This is a genomic window from Streptomyces sp. NPDC033229 (assembly GCF_055576875.1).
Genome location: NZ_JBVIQR010000047.1, coordinates 1 through 17,437, shown reverse-complemented (window position 1 = coordinate 17,437; position 17,437 = coordinate 1). Strand labels below are relative to the sequence as shown.

Genomic DNA, 17,437 nt, shown 5'->3' with positions numbered 1-17,437 from the left:
CTCCTCGGATGGTCATGAGACGGAGGGTGCCGGTGCGCTTATGCGAACTCGAACCCGTCACAAAGGGCAGCCGGTAGGTCCGGAGAAGGCGCCAGCCCCGTGACGTCGATCCGGTAGTCGATGGTGTCGATCCGATCGGCGACGCCGGGGGCCAGTCCGTCCAGAACCGAGCGGTCCAAGCGGGGGAAAGGACGGTCGACGGATATGACGAGTGGCTTGCTGCGCAACCGCCACCGCTCGTCGTCCCGGCCCTGAGGCAGGGAGAGCCGATGCAGAAGCAGGTCGAGGCGGTCGAGTGCGCCCGGCGCCTGTTCGGCCACCTTGCGCTGCACGGACTCCACACAGTCGTTGAGAGTCACTCCGTCCCGCCCGCCTCGGGTTACCTGGATGGAGACGTACCAGAGGGGGCGTCCGGGGGCGGGGGTGAGCTGGTCGAGACCGTGGATGGAGTGCACCCGCTTCTCGGAGGCGGTGGTCTTCACCTCCACGTCGTACCCGGCGGGGCTGAAATCGTGTTCCTCGCCCAAGGGGCCCTTCCACGATTCGACCGCGCTCGCCCATCCGTCGAACCGGGCCAGGTTGGCCAACACGGCAAGCTCGCCCATCAGGCCGATTCGTTTCTCCGTACTGAGTTCCCGGGGCCTGTCGAGCAGAGCGCGCCAAGCTCGGACGGTTTCCCCGAATGCCTGCTCGGGCGTGCGGCCGTCCACCGTGACACGGTCGGCAACTGCGCACAGCAGGTCGTGGAAGTCGCGGAGCAACTCCCTTTGAGTCGTCCGCAGCCGAGCCATACGGAGTCCCCGGTGGGCGATCTCCTCCACGCGGATCAGAGGATGCTGAGAGCGGGGAAGTCGTTGCCTGGGCCCCAACTGGAGGTGGAGTGCGATGTCGCGGTCATCCGTCACTACGTAGTCGACGCGAGGGGACGCCGGGCCGGCCAGGGGGAAGGAGACTCCGTGACCCGACGCCAGGTACTCCTCCACCTCGGACCAGGAGGCCCGCGAATCAGCTGTCATGATCGGCGACTCGGTCGAGTTCGCTGCGTGCGGCTGCCACAAGAACCGACTGCCAGAGCTGCAGGTTGTCCTTCTCCCGGGAGCCGCTGTACTCCTTTTCGAAGCTTTTGTGCAGCATCAGATACATCAGTGACTTGAGCAGCGGCGCATCGTTGAGAGTTCCGGCCCGACCACCCAGGATCGCTTGGCGATAGTGGCTGTTGAGCGTGACAATGCGGTCTTCACGGTCGAGCTCGAAGAACACGTTGCTGTTGAGCCTCTGCCACAGGATCGAGATCGGTTCCTCACCCGGCATCAGTGGAAGCTCTTCTTCGATGGTGGCGCGGACCTCTGGGGCGATGCCACGTCCCGGACCGATCACCGGCTTGCGAACGGTTCCGGACCGCTTGCGGGCTTCCCTGTAGACGGCTTCCGCGTCACTGAGGTACTGGGTGAACGGACGTCCAACCGGATCGGTGGCCTTTTCCAACGCGGTGACGAACTCCGGGGATGTCTCCACACCGGCTTTCTTGACCGTAAGACGGAAGAGGTCACCCGGCTCGGGGGGTAGGTCCACGGCAACTCGAGCAAGGGAGAGATGTTGTTCGGGCTGGCGGTAGTTGTTCCAGCCTCCGGCCTGCACAAGGCGATCATTACGGTAGAAGTAGAAGCCCTGGCGATCGATCACTGAACCGACGGCACGGTACTCGTCGAGGTTGGACTTCGGTGGCCAGACGTGGGCATCGAGCGTAAGGCTCGAGTCCAGGCCCGGGATGGTGGCGGTGAACCTTCGGGGGTAGTCGGCGCTACCTGTCACGGGGTAGCCGAACGGGTCCAGTGGCTCGACGCCGAAGTCCAGGTAGACCCTGCGGGTACGGACGTCCTCCACCGCGATCGTGATATTGAAGTTGTCGCGGGCGAGAAAGCGGTGAAGATACAAGCCGAGGTGGAGCCCCAACTTGTTGATGGTCCGCTGCAGGTACCGGTCGGTCTGGCCGCCGCCACCGTGCTTGGGAAAATCTTTGACGCCGTCCCAACGGATGACGGTTCCCTGCCACTCGATGGGGCGTTTGTTGTCGTACCGGTCGATCAAGGCCTGGGCGTAGTCCGGATCGACAATGTCGCACTGGAAGTCGGAGCGCGCATGCTCCATCAGCCAACGGCGGCCTACTGTCCTGGTGCGCTTCGTCGTGCTGATGACTGAGACGGCGTTCGCGTGCGAAAGCGAGGCGGACTTCAGGCCCGTACCGAACATGCCGAGTGCTCTGGGCCCGTAGTCGCGGCGCCCTCCGACCGTCATCGCGATGTCGAGCGCCTGGTCGTCCATGCCACGCCCGTCATCGACGACCAGGAGAGAGACCAATTGATCACCGTCCCGGAGGAAGTGGATGACGACATCGTTCGCACCCGCGTCGATGGAGTTGTCCACGAGGTCGGCGATGGCTACCTCGAAGCCGTATCCCTGACTGCTCAACGCCTGCACATATCGGGAATCCGGCGGGAGACGCTTGGCGCCGGTGGTGGGGACGTCGAACTTCCAGTCGGTCATCTGCAGCCCTTGGTGTCCGGTCCGGTTGGGAGACGGGGATTCACTCGCTGTCACGATGGTTGCACTTTAAATAGTGGCGTTGGTGCTCGGATTCGATTCTTGGGACGCAGGTCACGGCATGCCCCACCCTCGCCGCCTCTAGGACTGCTCGTTATCAGATCCATGCGTTGCGGCGACTGCTGCAGCGATGTCTGCGGCGACAGCGACCGGGTTCTCGTGTTCCCAGAAGCGCAACACCGTCCAGCCGGCCGCGACCAGGTGAGCAGTCGTCTCTCGGTCACGGGAGATGTTGCGGTCCAGCTTCTGGCGCCACCAATCGGCGTTGGCTTTGGGGCTGGTGGCGTGCTCCGGGCACCCGTGCCAGAAGCAGCCGTCGAGGAAGACTGCGACCTTGGCCTTGGGGAACGCGATGTCGATAGTTCGACGGGGCAAACCGGGTACCGACCGCTGTAGACGGTAGCGATGCCCCGATGCATGGAGCAGGCGCCGTACGGCCAGTTCGGGGTTGGTGTCTCGGCTGGCCTGGCGGCTCATGCGGGCGGAGACGCCTGGCGTGGAAGGCATGACGGGCACGTGACCATTGTGCCGGCGGTGATTCCCCACCCGGGGGTGGTGGAGAAGGTGGAACGCATGCCGATGCGCTTCAGAAACGTCGGCCCGGCTGCTGTGGGTACCCCGGGTACCCACCCACCCACGGGCTCGGCGGGGGCACGAACGGCATCGGGACCGTCGTCGCCGCGCTCGCCAGTGCCGGTTGGGCTACGTGCTTGCGTTGCCAGAGGTGGTGGAGGAGTTCCTGCTCGCGGGCGGTGAAGTCCGGGCCTGCCGTGCCGCGGTAGGCGCGTTGGCGGAGGAAGGCCAGCGACGTCGCGAAGGAGATGTACTCGGCGACCGCGTGGGCCGCGGGCTTGCCGCCGTGGCGGCGGGCCACGTCGCGGGCTATGCCCCGGGCGCGCATGGAGGACAGGGCCACGGGCTCGGGCGGGGTGAGCCAGCCGGCGGCCTGGTAGGCGGGGAGGTGGGCGCGGACGGTGCGCAGCTCGTTCTGGCGGGACCAGATGGTCAGCCAGGTCAGGACGCCGAAGACCGGGACCATGAAGAGGGCGTAGACCGCGAGGAAGGCGAGGCCGCCGAGGGTGGCCGAGCCGTTCCAGACGCCGTGCAGGACCATCGCGGTCAGCAGCGCGGCGATGGGGATGACGACGCGCAGGACGGGTCGGCGGGGGCCGAAGGTCGCGGCTATGCCGAAGCCGAGGCCCGTCATCGAGGTGAAGAGCGGGTGGGCGAACGGCGACATCAGGACGCGCATGAAGAACGTCGCCACCGTCGTCGACCCCAGCCCGGAGTGCCCGAAGCTCTGGTCGGAGGCGAAGGCGTTGCCGAGGTAGAGGATGTTCTCGGTGAAGGCGAAGCCGGTGGCGGTGAGACCGGCGATCACGACGCCGTCGACGATGCCGTTGAAGTCGCGGCGCCGGAAGACGAAGAGCAGCAGGATCGCGGCGGCTTTGGCGCTCTCCTCCACCACCGGTGCGACGAAGGTGGCGCCCCAGGCGTCGGCGCGCTGAGAGACGTCGATGGTGTTCACGAGCCACTTGGTGGCGAAGGTGTTCGCCAGCAGGGCGACGAGGGTGGCCGCGCACGCGCCCCAGGCGAAGGCGAAGATCAGGTTCCGCCAGGGCTTGGGCTCGACGCGGTCCATCCAGCGGAACGCTGCTATGAGCAGGGGGACGGGCAGCACGGCGAGGCCGAGGCCCACCAGGAAGCCCTCGGTGCCGGTCTGCTCGCGCACGAGCGCCAGGATGATCAGGCCGCACAGCGCGAGCAGCAGCATCACCGCCCCCGCGCGTACCGCCTTGTTGTCCCACAGGGCGCGGCGCGGCTTGTAGCGCCAGCGCGCCGGGGCGGGTACGGCGGCGAAGCTCGGCTGCTGTTCGTAGGCCGGCACCGGCCGAGCGTACGACTGCTGCCCGTAGGCCGGCATGGGCCCGGGAAGCGACTGCTGTGGGGACGGGGACTCGTGCACTCGATGACCCTAACGAAGGGGTGGAGTGGGGAGCGGACGGTTTTCCGCCCGTCCCGACGGCATGATCGTCTCGATCGTGCCGTTCCGTACCGTTTGATGTTTTTGCAGGTCAGGGCCGCCTGGGCGCTTACGCCAGGCCCCGGCGGCCCCCGCCCGCCCGTGCCTACGACGCCTTGCGGCGGAACAGCAGGTCGTGCACGACGTGGCCCTTGTCCAGGCCCTGGCCCTCGAACCGCGTCAGCGGACGGAATTCGGGTCGGGGCGCGAAACCGCCGTCGGGCTGGGTGTTCTCGAAGTCGGGGCTGGCGGTGAGGACCTCCAGCATCTGCTCGGCGTACGGCTCCCAGTCGGTCGCGCAGTGCAGCAGCGCACCGGGCGCGAGGCGCGTCGCGGCGAGCGCGAGAAACTCCGGCTGGATCAGGCGGCGCTTGTGGTGCCGCGCCTTCGGCCACGGGTCCGGGAAGTAGACGCGGATGCCGGCGAGGGAGTCGGGGGCGAGCATCTCGCGGAGCAGGATGATCGCGTCGCCGTTCGCCACCCGGACGTTCTCCAGGCCGTTCCGCTCGGCCAGGCCGAGCAGGTTGCCCTGGCCGGGGGTGTGCACGTCGCAGGCCAGGATGCCGGTGCCGGGGTCGGCCGCCGCCATCTGGGCCGTGGCCTCGCCCATGCCGAAGCCGATCTCCAGGACGACCGGCAGGTTCGGGTCCCCGAACAGCTCGCCGAGGTCGAGGGGGCGCAGGCCGTCGATGTCCAGGCCCCACCGCGACCACAGACGGCGCAGTGCTTCACCCTGGCCGGTGGTCACCCGGCTGCGGCGCGGCTGGAACGAACGGATGCGACGTTCGTGGTGCGAGCCCGCCGGGTCGGCGGCGGGGCCACCGGGGAACATCGGCTCGCGCCGGTCACGACCGGGCTGGGCTTCGGCTTCTGGGGAGGTGAGGTTCTCGGACACAGTGGTTCGATTCTACGGGGGGTGGGGCGGACGGCGGAAAGTGTCGGGACAGGGGCAGGCAGGGGGCGGGTGGGCCAAGGGTTCTCGCCGTGCGGGCGAGCCGGCGCGGGCGGCCCGGCGGGGGTTATCGACCATCAGCCCGACGATCACCTCTCACCCCATCGCCGCCAACGCCCTCCGCGCCACCTCCCGGCCGATCGGCAGCGACGCCGTCGCCGCCGGTGAGGGTGCGTTCAGCACATGCACCATCCGGTGCGACTCCGCGAACAGGAAGTCGTCCACCAGCGTGCCGTCCCGCAGGACCGCCTGGGCCCGCACCCCCGCCGGGGCCGGTATCAGGTCGGCCTCGGTCACGTCCGGCAGCAGTCTGCGCACCTCGTTCGCGAACGCGCGCTTGGACAGCGAGCGCCGCACCTCGCCCGCGCCGTACCGCCAGTGGCGGCGGGCTATGCGCCAGGAGCCGGGGTAGGCCAGCGTCCCCGCCAGCTCGCCGGGGTGCACGGTCCCCCGGGCGTACCCCTCGCGGGCCAGGGCCGGGACCGCGTTCGGCCCCAGGTGGACGGTGCCGTCGATGCCGCGGGTGAGATGGACGCCGAGGAAGGGGAACGCCGGGTCCGGGACGGGATAGACCAGACCGCGCACCAGGTCCGCGCGGGACGGGGCCAGCTCGAAGTACTCCCCACGGAACGGGACGATCCGCATGCCCGGCTCGTCGCCCGCCAGCCGGGCCACCCGGTCGCTGTACAGGCCCGCGCAATTGACCAGCACCCGGGCGCGCAGCACCTCGCCCCCCGCCGTACGCACCGCGACCGCCCCGGGACGCCGACCGACGACCCGCACCTCGGCCCCGTAACGCACCGACGCCCCGGCGTCCTGGGCCAGGCCGGCCAGCCGGGCGGCCACCGCGCCGTAGTCGCACACGCCCGTGGTGCCGACGTGGATGGCGCCGATGCCGCGCACCCGCGGCTCGTACTCCGCTATCTGGGCGCGGCCCAGCTCCCGCACGGGGATGCCGTTCTCCCGGCCGCGCTGGGCCAGGGCGTGCAGCCTCGGCAGCTCCGCGTGGTCCGTGGCGACGATCAGCTTGCCCGTCACCTCGTGCGGCAGGTCGTACTCGGCGCAGAACTTCACCATCTCCGCCGCGCCCTGCACCGCGAACCGCGCCTTGAACGACCCCGGGCGGTAATAGATCCCGCTGTGGATCACCCCGCTGTTGCGGCCGGTCTGGTGGCGCGCGAGCCCGGACTCCTTCTCCAGCACGATGACGCTCGTGCCGGGCGCGGCCCGCGTGATCGCGTACGCCGTGGACAGCCCCACGATCCCGCCCCCGACCACCAGCACATCGCAGTCGTACGCCGTCACCACGTCACCTCCCCGCGCTCCCCGGGACAGCCGGCACGCTCCCTGGAACAGCCGGCACCGGAACACTCGGCACCCTCAGCGCCTCACCCACGGTCCCCATCATGACCTGCGCCACTGACAACGGCCCGAAACCCGAGCGGATGAGGGGCTTCACCAGCGGGGATTGCCAGATTTGCCCCAGTAGTCGGGCCGACCGGAACCGCGGAGTCCGGACTCCCGGGCCCCGGGCCGGTGCCCACGGCGCCGGACCCTCACCGCCCCACGGCCGGAGCCGCCACCGTCACGCCGCCACCACCGTCACGCCGCCATCACGCCGCCGTCACGCCGGCGCCACCAGCAGCGGCCGCGCCCGCTCCCGCAGCTCGACGACGCGCGGCTCGTCCCCGTACGGCTCCAGCCGGTGCAGCAGGTCCCGCACGTACTCGGTCGTCCGCGCCGAGGAGATCCGCCCCGCGACCTCCACCGCCCGCGTCCCCGCCGCGCACGCCGCGTCCAGATTGCCCGACTCCAGCTCCGCGACCGCCGACACCACCAGCCGCAGCCCGTGCGAGCGCACGAACTCCTCGGTCGGCCGGGCCAGCGCCTGCTCGGTGAAGCGCTGGACCTGCCGGGGCATCCGCAGATCGCGGTAGCACTCGGCGGCATCCGCAGCGAAGCGCTCCTGGGAGTGGAAGCCCAGCCACGGCGGATCCGCGTCGCCCGAGCGCGCCCGCTCCAGCCAGCCCTCGGCGGCCTTGAGCGCCGCCGCACAGGCCTGGGCGTCCCCCGCCTTCGCCTGTGCGCGTGCCTCGACCAGACGGAAGAAGCTCATCGTGCGGGCGGTGGCCAGGCCGCGGTTGCGCTCCAGGGCCGCCTGGGCGAGATCCACGCCCTCGTCGGCGAAGCCGCGGTACGTGGCCTGGAGGCTCATCGAGGCCAGCACATAGCCGCCCAGCGGAACGTCGGCCGCCGCGCGGGCCAGCCGCAGCGCCTGGATGTAGTAGCGCTGCGCCGCCTCCTGCTGGCCGGTGTCGAAGGCCATCCATCCGGCGAGCCGGGTCAGTTCGGCGGTGGCCCCGAACAGGGCGCGCCCCACCTCGTCGCTGTACGAACCGAGCAACAGGGGCGCCGCGTCCACCCGCAGGCACTCCGGGACCATCGACGAACGCCAGTCACCGCCCCCGTACTTGGAATCCCAGCGCCGGGCATCGTCCGCCGCCTCCCGCAGCTTGGCCACATCGCTGTGCCCCACCCGCTGCGGTAAGCCACTGTCCGCACTGCCGGCGGCGTGGCCGCCGCCCCCCGAGGTGCCGTTGCCGTTGGCGCTCCCGGAGCCGTTCGCGGACGCCTCACCGTCCTTGGCCGCGGCCGGGACCTCGCGTGCGACCGAGGCGTCGGTGGGGGATATCAGCCAGCGGGACGCGGGCGTGGCGTACGCGCTGACGGCGAACGATCCCGCCAGGCTCTGCCAAATGCCGCCTCCGCCCCGCCGACCGGCGAGATCCAGCCTGTAGAGCTCCGTGGCGGAGCGCACCGCCTGGCCGACATCGCGCGGGAAGGAGAGCCCGACCTCGGGCGCGGGGTCGGCGTCCGCGAGACCGATCTCGTGCAACGGCACCGGTCGGCCGAGCTTGCCGGCGATCGCGGCGGCGATCAGGTGCGGCGCGGCGCCCTGCGGCACCATTCCCTTGGAGACCCACCTGGCGACCGACGTCTTGTCGTAGCGAAGCGTCAATCCCCGCTGCGCACCGAGGTCGTTGACCCTGCGCGCGAGACCGGCGTTGCTGATCCCTGCGAGGGCGAGGACAGTGCCCAGCTTCTCGTTCGGCCCGCGTGGCTCCCTGGACATGCGCACCCCTCGACAACAGTGACGCCCGCCCCGGCATAGGCACGGGGCATTCGTAAACCCAGCGTAGTTCCCCGCATCCCGACCGTTAAGGGGCGTTGTCCCGGATGGCGAGATTCTGGTCCGCATGTACGTGCATTGAGGGGCACGTGCTCCGGTTGTGTGTGGCCGTGCGCCCACCCGTGCGCTCTGGTCCGGGCCATTGCGGGAGCGCTTCCATGGAACATGCGTGGGTTGGCCCGCTGTACTGGATCCAGTGGGCTGGGGGAAGCCGCCGCCTCATTCCCCGCGGGCGGCGGAACGGTCCGGGAGGCGGTCAGCGCCTCCCGGACTGTGACGTTCGGGGACGTACGAGCGGAAGCACTGCGCGAGTGCGCCCCCTTGAAGCGGACGGTCGGAGTTTGGCCGGATTCGAGCGTATGCCCGGCTGTTGAGGCTTCCGTGGCCGCGCGTGATGCCTCCCGGGCGGTGTTCGCGCTGTCGCTCACGCGATCCGGGCCCTCGCCAACTCCACGCGCGCGTCAGGCCGTTACCTGCGCCCACGCGTGCGTGCCGGGGATGCTGCTCCCGCCCCGGCTCGCCCTCTGCCGCCCCAGGTGCGCCACGCCGCCCGACTCCGGGACGTCGATCCCGGTCGGTGTCACTCCCCCGTGGCAGCATGAATCCGCACGCACGCCACGGGAGAGGTGACGGGCACGCCACTTCACCCCGCTATCAGGCGAGTTGGGGGACGGAACGCGACCGATGTGTTGCCTGTTTCGATGTCGCAACCAGTGGCTCACTGTGCATGATGACTGCTATCGGTTGGTTGTCCACAGCCTGTGGAGGCGGCAATGCGCTGGTTGGTGGGGTGGAGCAGCACCGCCGCCGGGACCGGTCCGCGCACCGCCGCGTACTCCGGCATCGACTCCCCGGGCCTTGATCATCCCAGCCGCCCGGATCACCCCGACGACCCGGGTGCGCCCATGGTCCACCCCGTCGGCGCCCAGCTGCTGTGGGGTGACCCCGGCCCCCTCTGGGCCGTCGGCGACTGGAGACCCGACGAGGTGCGCGTCGTCCGGGACGACTCCGCCACCCGCCTCGCCGTCCTGGGCCGCTGCGGCGCCAGCGACGAGGAACTGCGCGTGGGCCTGCTCGCCGCCCGCGGCGGCGCCCTGAGACACCTCACTGCCTGGCCCGGCAGCTACACCGCCGTCGCCCAGGTCGGCCGGCGCGTCACCATCGCCGGAGATCTCGCCGGCGCCCGGCCCGTCTTCCACACCGCCTGGGCCGGCGGCACGGCCTACGCCACCGCCGCCCTGCCCCTCGCCGACCTCATCGAGGCACAGCTCGACGTCGGCCACCTCGCCGCACTGCTCGCCCTTCCCGACTCACCGGAGGCCCTGGGCGACAGCACCCCCTACAAAGGGGTACGCCGCGTACCGCCCGGCCACGCGCTGATCCTGCGCGACGGCTCCCGCGACATCTCCGGCTACGAACCCATGGCCTCACTCGCCATCGCCGCCCCCCAACTCGCCCCGGACCAAGCCGTCGAGGGCGTACGGGAGGCCCTCGTCGAGGCCGTACGGACCCGGCTCGCCGCCCCCCGCCACGCCCCCGAGCACGGCTTCGGTGACCTCGACCCCGGCCCCGTACCCGGCATGGGACCGGCACAGCGCCGAGCCGCGCGCGGCGCCCCGGCCGCCGGGATCGGCGCCGACCTCTCCGGCGGCAGCGCCTCCGCGACGCTGGCACTGCTCGCCGCCGGGCTGCCCGGCATGCCCGGTACACCCCCGGGCCTCGGCGCGGGCGCGGGCGAGCGGCTCCTCGCCGTCACCTTCAACGACCTCGCCGCGGAGGCCGGGCGGCCACGCGAGGCCGAGCTGGCCCGCGCCCATGCCATCGCCACCAACCCCCGGCTGCGTCACATCGTCGTCGCGGCGGGCCCGGAAGCCCTCCCGTACGCCGACCTGACCAGCGGCCCGCTCACCGACGAACCCGGCCCCGCCCTCGTCACCGCCGAGCGGCACCGGTACCGGCTGGCCGCGGGCAGCGCGGACCACCTCGTCGGCCACGGCGCCCGCCAGGTGCTGGACGCGCACCCCGCCCGCCTGGCCGACCTGCTGATGGACCGGCGGCGGCGCCACCTCCTGAGACCCGTCTCGGCCCTGGCCCGCGCCGACGGGTCCACCGCGCAGTCCCTCTTCGTCCCCTTCACCGTCTACCGCGCCGCCCGCCGACTGGCCCGCACGTCCTACTGCGAAGGCCTGGAGGAGCTCGCCCGCCGACTGCTCCGCCCGGGCTTCGCCGCGTCACACCAGGCCGACGAGGCGGCCATGGGCGGTGCCGTCGGTGCCGTCGACGCCTCGCTGGCCGCCCTCACCTGGTGCCGGCCCGGGCCCGCCGCGCGCTGGCTCACGGGCGAGGCGCTCGCCGAAGTATCGGTTCGCCTCCAGGCGGCCGCGGTGCGGCCGACAGGACTCATGCAACGCCCCGGCGAACGCCGCGCCGCCGCCGCACTCGCCCGCCACGCGGCCGACCATCGCGTCTTCGAACAGGCCGCGGAGATCCGCAGCCAGCGCCTCCACGCCCCCTTCCTCGACAACCAGGTCGTACGGGCCTGCCGCGCGCTCCCCGAGGCCCTCCGGGTACAGCCGGGGGCGCGCGCCTCGGTCCTGCGTACCGTCCTCGCCGGCTCCGGCATCCGCGAACTGCCCCCCGGCTGGGGCGCCACCTCGCACGCCGCCCACGCGGCGGCGGCACGGGCGGGACTCCGGGCCTCCGTGGAGCCGCTCATGGAACTCTTCGCCGCGCCCCTGCTCGCCGACGCCGGGCTCATCGACGCCAGGGTCGTACGGGCCGCACTCCACGCGGCGGCCGAGGGCGAAGCACTCCCACTGGACGGCCTGGCGGAGCTGGTCTCCACGGAGATCTGGCTACGCCGCCTGCTCGCGCGGCGCGGCACCTGCTGGACGGGCTCGGCGGCGCCCCGGCAGCGGGCGGTGGCGGGCGGGGTGGTGCCGAGACCGAGCCTGTGAGGGGCCGGTGGACCAGGCGGGACGGGCGGACCCGGCGGGACGGGCGGGCAGGGCCGGCCGGGTGATCCCGGCGGGCCCGGGCAGGGGCTGATCAAAATTTGTCAGGGTCGAGCAAACGTGTCGCCACGTCCCAGCGCCGCCTGCCGTGGGCACCTGCCGCCCGCGGCTACGAGCAGTTGATCCCGGCCTGCGCCCAGTCCGCGACCGCCACCCGGTCGGCGGGCGACTGCGGTTGGACGACCAGCCGGATGGTCCGGTGGCCCGACAGCGGCGCGTGGACCGGCACCGCCGCGTCCCCACCCCGCACCACACCCGAACTCCACAGCTGCTGCCCGTCCGCGTAGACCGAGAACCGCACCGCGCCGAGGCCGAGCGTCATGTCATCCACGCCCACCATGGCGTCGTAGGACGTACAGGAACGGTTCAGGTCGATGGTCACCGACGACGCCGCGTGCACACTCACCCCATGGCGGTACGTCGTGCCGCCGATCCGCAGCCCGTGGCGCTGCCACAGCCAGCTGCTCTCCAGGAGCCGCACCTCCGGTTTCCTGCCGTCGCCGACACCCCGGTAGGCGAGCTGATTGACCTGGTAGACGGCCGGGGGGAGGGGCGGTGGGGGACTGGGCGTCGGCGGAGGGGTGGGGGAGGGGCGCGGCGGGGGACTGGGTACGGGAACCGGCCGCTTCGGCTCCGGCGACGGCGAGGGTGACGGCGTCGGGGCCGAGGGCGGTGCCGGCGTGGGGGCCGGGGGCTTGGGGGAGGCGGCCAGCGGCTTCGGGTCCGGCGGTGGAGGCGAGGACGGTGAGGGCGTCGGTGTCGGCTGTGGGGCGGGCAGCGCCGGGGCGGACGCCTTGGCGCGGGGCTTCTCCGGTGGCGCGGGGGAACTGCCCGTCAGCGCGTACGCGACCACCGCACCCGCCGCGGCCACCGCGCCGGCGGCGATGCCGATCTTCGCGGGCACCCCCAGCCCCTCGCTCGCGGCCGCGCCCCCCGCGCTGCCGCCCGCGCCGGAACCCGCCGCGCCCCCGCTCGCGGCGGTCGCGACCCCCGCCCCCGCGGCCGTACCCGCTCCGGCGGCACCCACCGCCAGCCCGGCGATGGCCTTGACCGTGTACCCGGCGGCGAACCACCCGATGACCGCGACCGGCAGCACCGTGCGCAGCCGTTCGTTGACGTCCGCGACCTCCAGCGCCGCCGTACGGCAGTTCGCGCAGTCCTCCAGATGTTTGCGCAGTCCTCGCTCGGCCCGCAGTCGAAGGCCCCCGCGCGCGTACGCGCCGAGCCGGTCGGCGTACCGGGCGCAGTCGCCACCCGAGGTCAGCTGCGTGCTCACATGGGCCTGCAGATAGGCCTGCTTCAAGCCCTCGCGCGCCCGGTGGGCGAGCACCGCCGTCGCGTTGGCGGTCAGTCCGAGCAGCGGGGCGACCTGGCTCGGCGACTCCTCCTCGACCGTGGTGTGCCACAGCACCGTCTGCCAGCGCGCCGGCAGGCTGCGGAACGCCTGCACGGCCATGGACTCCTCGGCCTCCCGCATGGCCCGCACATCCGCGCCCAGGTCGAGCGTGTCGTCGTCCGCCGCCCTGGCCGCCCTGACAGCCGACGAGGCGAAGACCGCGAAGTCCTCGACCAACTGCTCCCGCTTGGCGGTCTTCCCCCAGGCCGCGGCGACCCGCCGGACGGTGGTCAGCAGATACGCGCGCACCGCCGTATCCGGCCCGGCCCCGCCCCGGACCGCCTGCAACGTGCTGGTGAAGACCTCGTTGGTGAGGTCTTCGGCGGTGTGGTCGTCACGGCAGCAACCGCGGGCGTAGCGGCGGATCGCGTCCGCGTGCCGGCGGTACAGCTCCTCGTACGCGCCACTGTCACCGGCGCGCATCCGCGCCACCAACTCGGTGTCCGACAGCGGGGCGGCACCCTCGCCGTCCGACGCGCCGAGCTCGTCGAAACCTCTCCCGGAACCGCCACCGGGGCCGGTTCCGGAGCCACCCGCGGAGGCGCCACGACGGTCGGCGTCACGAGGATCGGCGTCCGGACGGTCGGCGTCACGGTCAGCGCCCTCCCGTCCGGTATCGCGCCCGGCGGAGCCACGACGACCGCCACCGAGCCCCGGAACGCCACGCGAGGGCGCCCGGTGCGAAGGGGCCCCATGAGACCGGCCGCGCGAGGAGCGGACGCCAGGTCGCCCGTCCGGACCGGCAGCCTCCGGAGCGGGAGTGTCCGGGCCGGCAGCGGCAAGGCCGGAAGCAGCAGAGCTGGAACCACCCTGCCTAGGGACCGACGAGTCGGCGGCGGCCGGACCAGGAACGGGCCGGCCGACCGCAGAGGGATCACGTTGACTGGGCACATGACGCGCCGGAAGCGCACCCGCACGCTCGTCCCCGAGGGGATCGTCCCGCCCGTCAACGCCCATAGCGGAGGCTCCCGTACACGCAGGCACACCCGGACATCCGGCCAGCGTGGCACACAGCACACCGCGACGACCCCATCCGGACCAGCAACCACTCGTCCGGGGCGAGTTCGCACACAGGACCACTGGCCGTCATCCGAACGAGGCAGCCTTCCGAACAACCCCCACGTTCGGGCGTACTCCCGAGCCCCAAGTGCGCAGGAGGCACGGAAGCCGCAAGAACCGGCCGACAGCCCGAACGGACTGCCTGACCCTTCCCGTAACGACCCGACGGAGGACAGACCTACCAGCCCCCGGGAACCACCGAAGCCGGGCCGGCCCCGAGCGGATCCCGAGCCGGCCCCGACAGGCGCCGACCCGGAATCAGCAGAACCACCCGGAGAACTAGCCCACGGCCGGACGGGACCGGAGCCCCTCCAGCAGGATGTCCAGCAGCCGCGAGGACGCCGCAGCCTGCTGAGCCGCGTCCGGCAGCGAAGGAGCCGCCGTGGCTATGACCAGCAGGACATCCGCGACCGTCACATCCGCCCGCAGCTCACCCGCCGCCCGTGCCCGGTCGACCAGTCGGCCGACGACCTCGAGCAGCGCCGCCGCACCCGAGTCCTCCCGCTCCTCGACCACGACCGGCCGCTGCTCGACCAGCCGCAGCTCGTGCAACTGGCCTCCCGTGGCGCCCGGCTGACGCTGATGCGGGACCCGTGCCGTCGGCTCCTCGGCGTCCACGTCGACGCCGACGCGCAGCACCTGCGGCGGCAGCAGCCGCCCGGCGCCCGAGGCCACCGACGTGCGCAGGAACCGGGACAGCGCCGACCACGGCTCGTCCTCCTGGCCCAGCGCCGTCCGCGCCTGCTCGGTCAGCCGCGCCGTCTCCTCCTCGGCTATCCGCCGAACGAGGACGTCCTTGCTGGGGAACCGGCGGTAGACCGTCCCCACACCCACCCGGGCCCGACGCGCCACGTCTTCCATCGGCGCCCCGTACCCCAGCTCGCCGAAGACCTCGCGAGCCGCCCGCAGAACATGTTCGAGATTGCGCTGAGCATCCACACGCAACGGCGTGTTGCGGCCACCATTGCCGTCCGGCGTCGCGACAGCAGCCGACCAATGAGAGCTCTGAATGTGCATAAGACTTCCCCCGGTTATGACGTCTCCCCCCGGAGACTCCCCGCCCTGACTGCCGGGGCACGTCTCGACACCCCGACGGAGTACGAACATAGTTGAGCCCCGGTCAAGAAAGAAGGGGGTAGTTCCGCACAGGCCACCCCCATTTGGAGTACGGCCCCCATCCCTGACGATTCTGCACCACTGCGGCACCCCACCGCATCCCCCCTGACCTGGGCACTTTCCCCACGGAATGCGCCACTCCTCCTGGAGGGATCAGCTCCGCGGCCGGTCACACAATCCGCCGGGCCTGTGGACAAACGCTCGTCGGCAGTGCGTCATGGGAAGGAGCTGTGCTCGGCCGGGGGCACCCGGCACCCCGGCCGGACGACCCTCGGGCCGGGCCACACGCGAGGAGGGGCCTTGGTGAAGGAACCGGCGCGCATTCTGGTTGTCGGCGGCGGCTACGTAGGGATGTACACCGCGCTGCGACTCCAGCGGAAGCTCAAACGGGGCGAGGCGACGATCATGGTGATCGATCCCGAGCCCTACATGACCTACCAGCCGTTCCTCCCCGAAGCCGCGGCCGGCTCCATCTCGCCGCGGCACGTCGTGGTCCCCCTCCGCCGCACCCTGGCCAAATGCCAGGTCATCGTCGGCGAGGCCACCGCCATCGACCACGCCAAGCGCACCGCGACCGTCAAGACGCTCGCCACCCACGAGGAGGGCACCGGCGCCGTCGAGTTCCACTACGACGAGCTGGTCCTCGCCCCGGGCTCCGTCTCCCGCACCCTCCCGGTCCCCGGCCTCGCCGAGTTCGGCATCGGCTTCAAGACCGTCGAGGAGGCCATCGGCCTGCGCAACCACGTGCTCGAACAGCTGGACATCGCCTCCTCCACCCGCGACCCCGCCGTCCGCGACGCCGCCCTGACCTTCGTCTTCGTCGGCGGCGGCTACGCGGGCGTGGAAGCGCTCGCCGAGCTGGAGGACATGGCCCGCTACGCCGCCCGGTACTACCACAACCTCAAGCCCGACGATCTGAAGTTCATCCTGGTCGAGGCCACCGGCCGGATCCTCCCCGAAGTCGGCGAGGAGATGGGCAAATACGCCGTCCGCGAGCTACGCGCCCGCAACATCGACGTACGCCTCGACACCCGTCTCGACTCCTGCGAGCACCGCGTCGCCCAGCTCAGCGACGGCTCCCGCTTCCCCACCCGCACGCTCGTGTGGACCGCCGGCGTCAAGCCGCCCCCGATCCTCGCCGCCACCGACCTGCCCCTCACCGAGCGCGGCCGCATCAAGTGCACCGCGGCCCTCCAGGTGGACGGCGCCGAGCACGCCTGGGCCGCGGGCGACGCAGCCGCCGTGCCGGACCTCACCGCCGGGAAAGCAGGCACCGAGTGCGCGCCCAACGCCCAGCACGCCGTCCGCCAGGCCAAGGTCCTCGCCCGCAACGTGCTCGCCTCCCTGCGCGGCGAACCCCTCCTGGAATACCGGCACAAGTACGTCGGCTCCGTGGCCTCCCTGGGCCTCCACAAGGGCGTCGCCCACGTCTACGGCAAGAAGCTCAAGGGCTACCCCGCCTGGTTCATGCACCGCGCCTACCACCTCAGCCGGGTCCCCACCTTCAACCGCAAGGCGCGTGTCCTCGCCGAATGGACCCTCGCGGGCCTCTTCAAACGTGAGATCGTCTCGCTCGGCTCGCTGGAACACCCCCGTGCCGAATTCGAACTCGCCGCGGGCACCGGACGCCATCCGGAGGCGAGTTGAGACGCGCCGTACGGCCCGGCACGGAGCCGGGAACTGCCCCTCGGGGCGCGACGTCTCACGGATGTCAGTCCGGTCGGCCACACTGGTCATGTGACCATGGGTGGGCTCGTACCTGCGAAGAGTGACAAGCATGAGGATTCGGACGTTTGCTGCCTTACCTCGGGGGCCGGCCCCCGCACCGCCAATCGCAGCCCCGTGCCGGGCGCGGGGGGGGGGGGGGGGGGGGGGGGGGGGGGGGGGGGGGGGGGGAGGGGGGGGGGGGGGGGGGGGGGGGGGGGGGGGGGGGGGGTGGGGCGGGGGGGGGGGGGGGGGGGGGGGGGGGGGGGGTGGGGGGGGGGGTGGGGGGGGGGGGAGGGGGGGGGGGGGGGGGGGAACCCCCCCCCCCCGCGCCCTATTGATCAACCCTTGCGCTCGACGGCCCAGGAGGCGATGGCGACCC

11 protein-coding genes are annotated in these 17,437 nt (G+C 72.0%); 2 read left to right on the top strand and 9 right to left on the bottom strand.

Annotation, left to right across the window (positions count from 1 at the left end; genetic code table 11):
• Positions 1–38 precede the first annotated feature (38 nt).
• The 7 genes from ACZ53N_RS30405 to ACZ53N_RS30375 all read right to left on the bottom strand — a co-directional run bounded on the left by ACZ53N_RS30405 (position 39) and on the right by ACZ53N_RS30375 (position 8,709).
• Positions 39–1,016, bottom strand: a complete 978-nt coding sequence (locus ACZ53N_RS30405; RefSeq protein ID WP_469144019.1) for a PD-(D/E)XK motif protein — start codon at positions 1,014–1,016, stop codon at positions 39–41.
• The gene (locus ACZ53N_RS30400) at positions 1,006–2,544 is read right to left on the bottom strand and encodes an ATP-binding protein (protein WP_469144018.1); all 1,539 of its coding nucleotides are present in this window, start codon (positions 2,542–2,544) and stop codon (positions 1,006–1,008) included. The genes ACZ53N_RS30405 and ACZ53N_RS30400 overlap by 11 nt, the downstream gene beginning before the upstream one ends.
• Before the next feature lie 138 nt (positions 2,545–2,682).
• Complete coding sequence (locus tag ACZ53N_RS30395; RefSeq protein ID WP_469144044.1) at positions 2,683–3,108, bottom strand: very short patch repair endonuclease; 426 nt, start codon at positions 3,106–3,108, stop codon at positions 2,683–2,685.
• Between the two features lie 79 nt (positions 3,109–3,187).
• A complete protein-coding gene (locus ACZ53N_RS30390) occupies positions 3,188–4,525 on the bottom strand; it encodes a PrsW family intramembrane metalloprotease (protein WP_469144043.1) in 1,338 nt (445 codons plus the stop codon).
• A 205-nt stretch (positions 4,526–4,730) separates the two neighbouring features.
• Positions 4,731–5,456, bottom strand: a complete 726-nt coding sequence (gene trmB / locus ACZ53N_RS30385) for a tRNA (guanosine(46)-N7)-methyltransferase TrmB (RefSeq protein WP_469144042.1) — start codon at positions 5,454–5,456, stop codon at positions 4,731–4,733.
• A gap of 216 nt (positions 5,457–5,672) precedes the next feature.
• Entirely contained in the window at positions 5,673–6,881 is a 1,209-nt protein-coding gene (gene lhgO, locus ACZ53N_RS30380; protein ID WP_469144017.1) for an L-2-hydroxyglutarate oxidase, read from the bottom strand.
• Between the two features lie 319 nt (positions 6,882–7,200).
• A complete protein-coding gene (locus ACZ53N_RS30375; RefSeq protein WP_469144016.1) occupies positions 7,201–8,709 on the bottom strand; it encodes an MFS transporter in 1,509 nt (502 codons plus the stop codon).
• Positions 8,710–9,671: 962 nt separating this feature from the next.
• On the opposite strand from ACZ53N_RS30375, the gene ACZ53N_RS30370 reads away from it, so the two are divergent.
• Positions 9,672–11,723 (top strand): asparagine synthase-related protein, encoded by a 2,052-nt coding sequence (locus ACZ53N_RS30370; protein ID WP_469144041.1) that lies wholly within the window; start codon positions 9,672–9,674, stop codon positions 11,721–11,723.
• Positions 11,724–11,889: 166 nt separating this feature from the next.
• Here ACZ53N_RS30370 and ACZ53N_RS30365 read toward each other — a convergent pair whose 3' ends face one another.
• Both ACZ53N_RS30365 and ACZ53N_RS30360 read right to left on the bottom strand, forming a co-directional pair.
• On the bottom strand, positions 11,890–13,599 hold the full coding sequence (locus ACZ53N_RS30365) for a sigma-70 family RNA polymerase sigma factor (RefSeq protein ID WP_469144015.1): 1,710 nt from the start codon (positions 13,597–13,599) through the stop codon (positions 11,890–11,892).
• Positions 13,600–14,514: 915 nt separating this feature from the next.
• A complete protein-coding gene (locus ACZ53N_RS30360) occupies positions 14,515–15,252 on the bottom strand; it encodes a TetR/AcrR family transcriptional regulator (RefSeq protein WP_469144014.1) in 738 nt (245 codons plus the stop codon).
• Between the two features lie 402 nt (positions 15,253–15,654).
• Between ACZ53N_RS30360 and ACZ53N_RS30355 the strand changes: the two genes are divergently transcribed.
• Entirely contained in the window at positions 15,655–16,998 is a 1,344-nt protein-coding gene (locus ACZ53N_RS30355; protein WP_469144040.1) for an NAD(P)/FAD-dependent oxidoreductase, read from the top strand.
• Positions 16,999–17,437 lie beyond the last annotated feature (439 nt).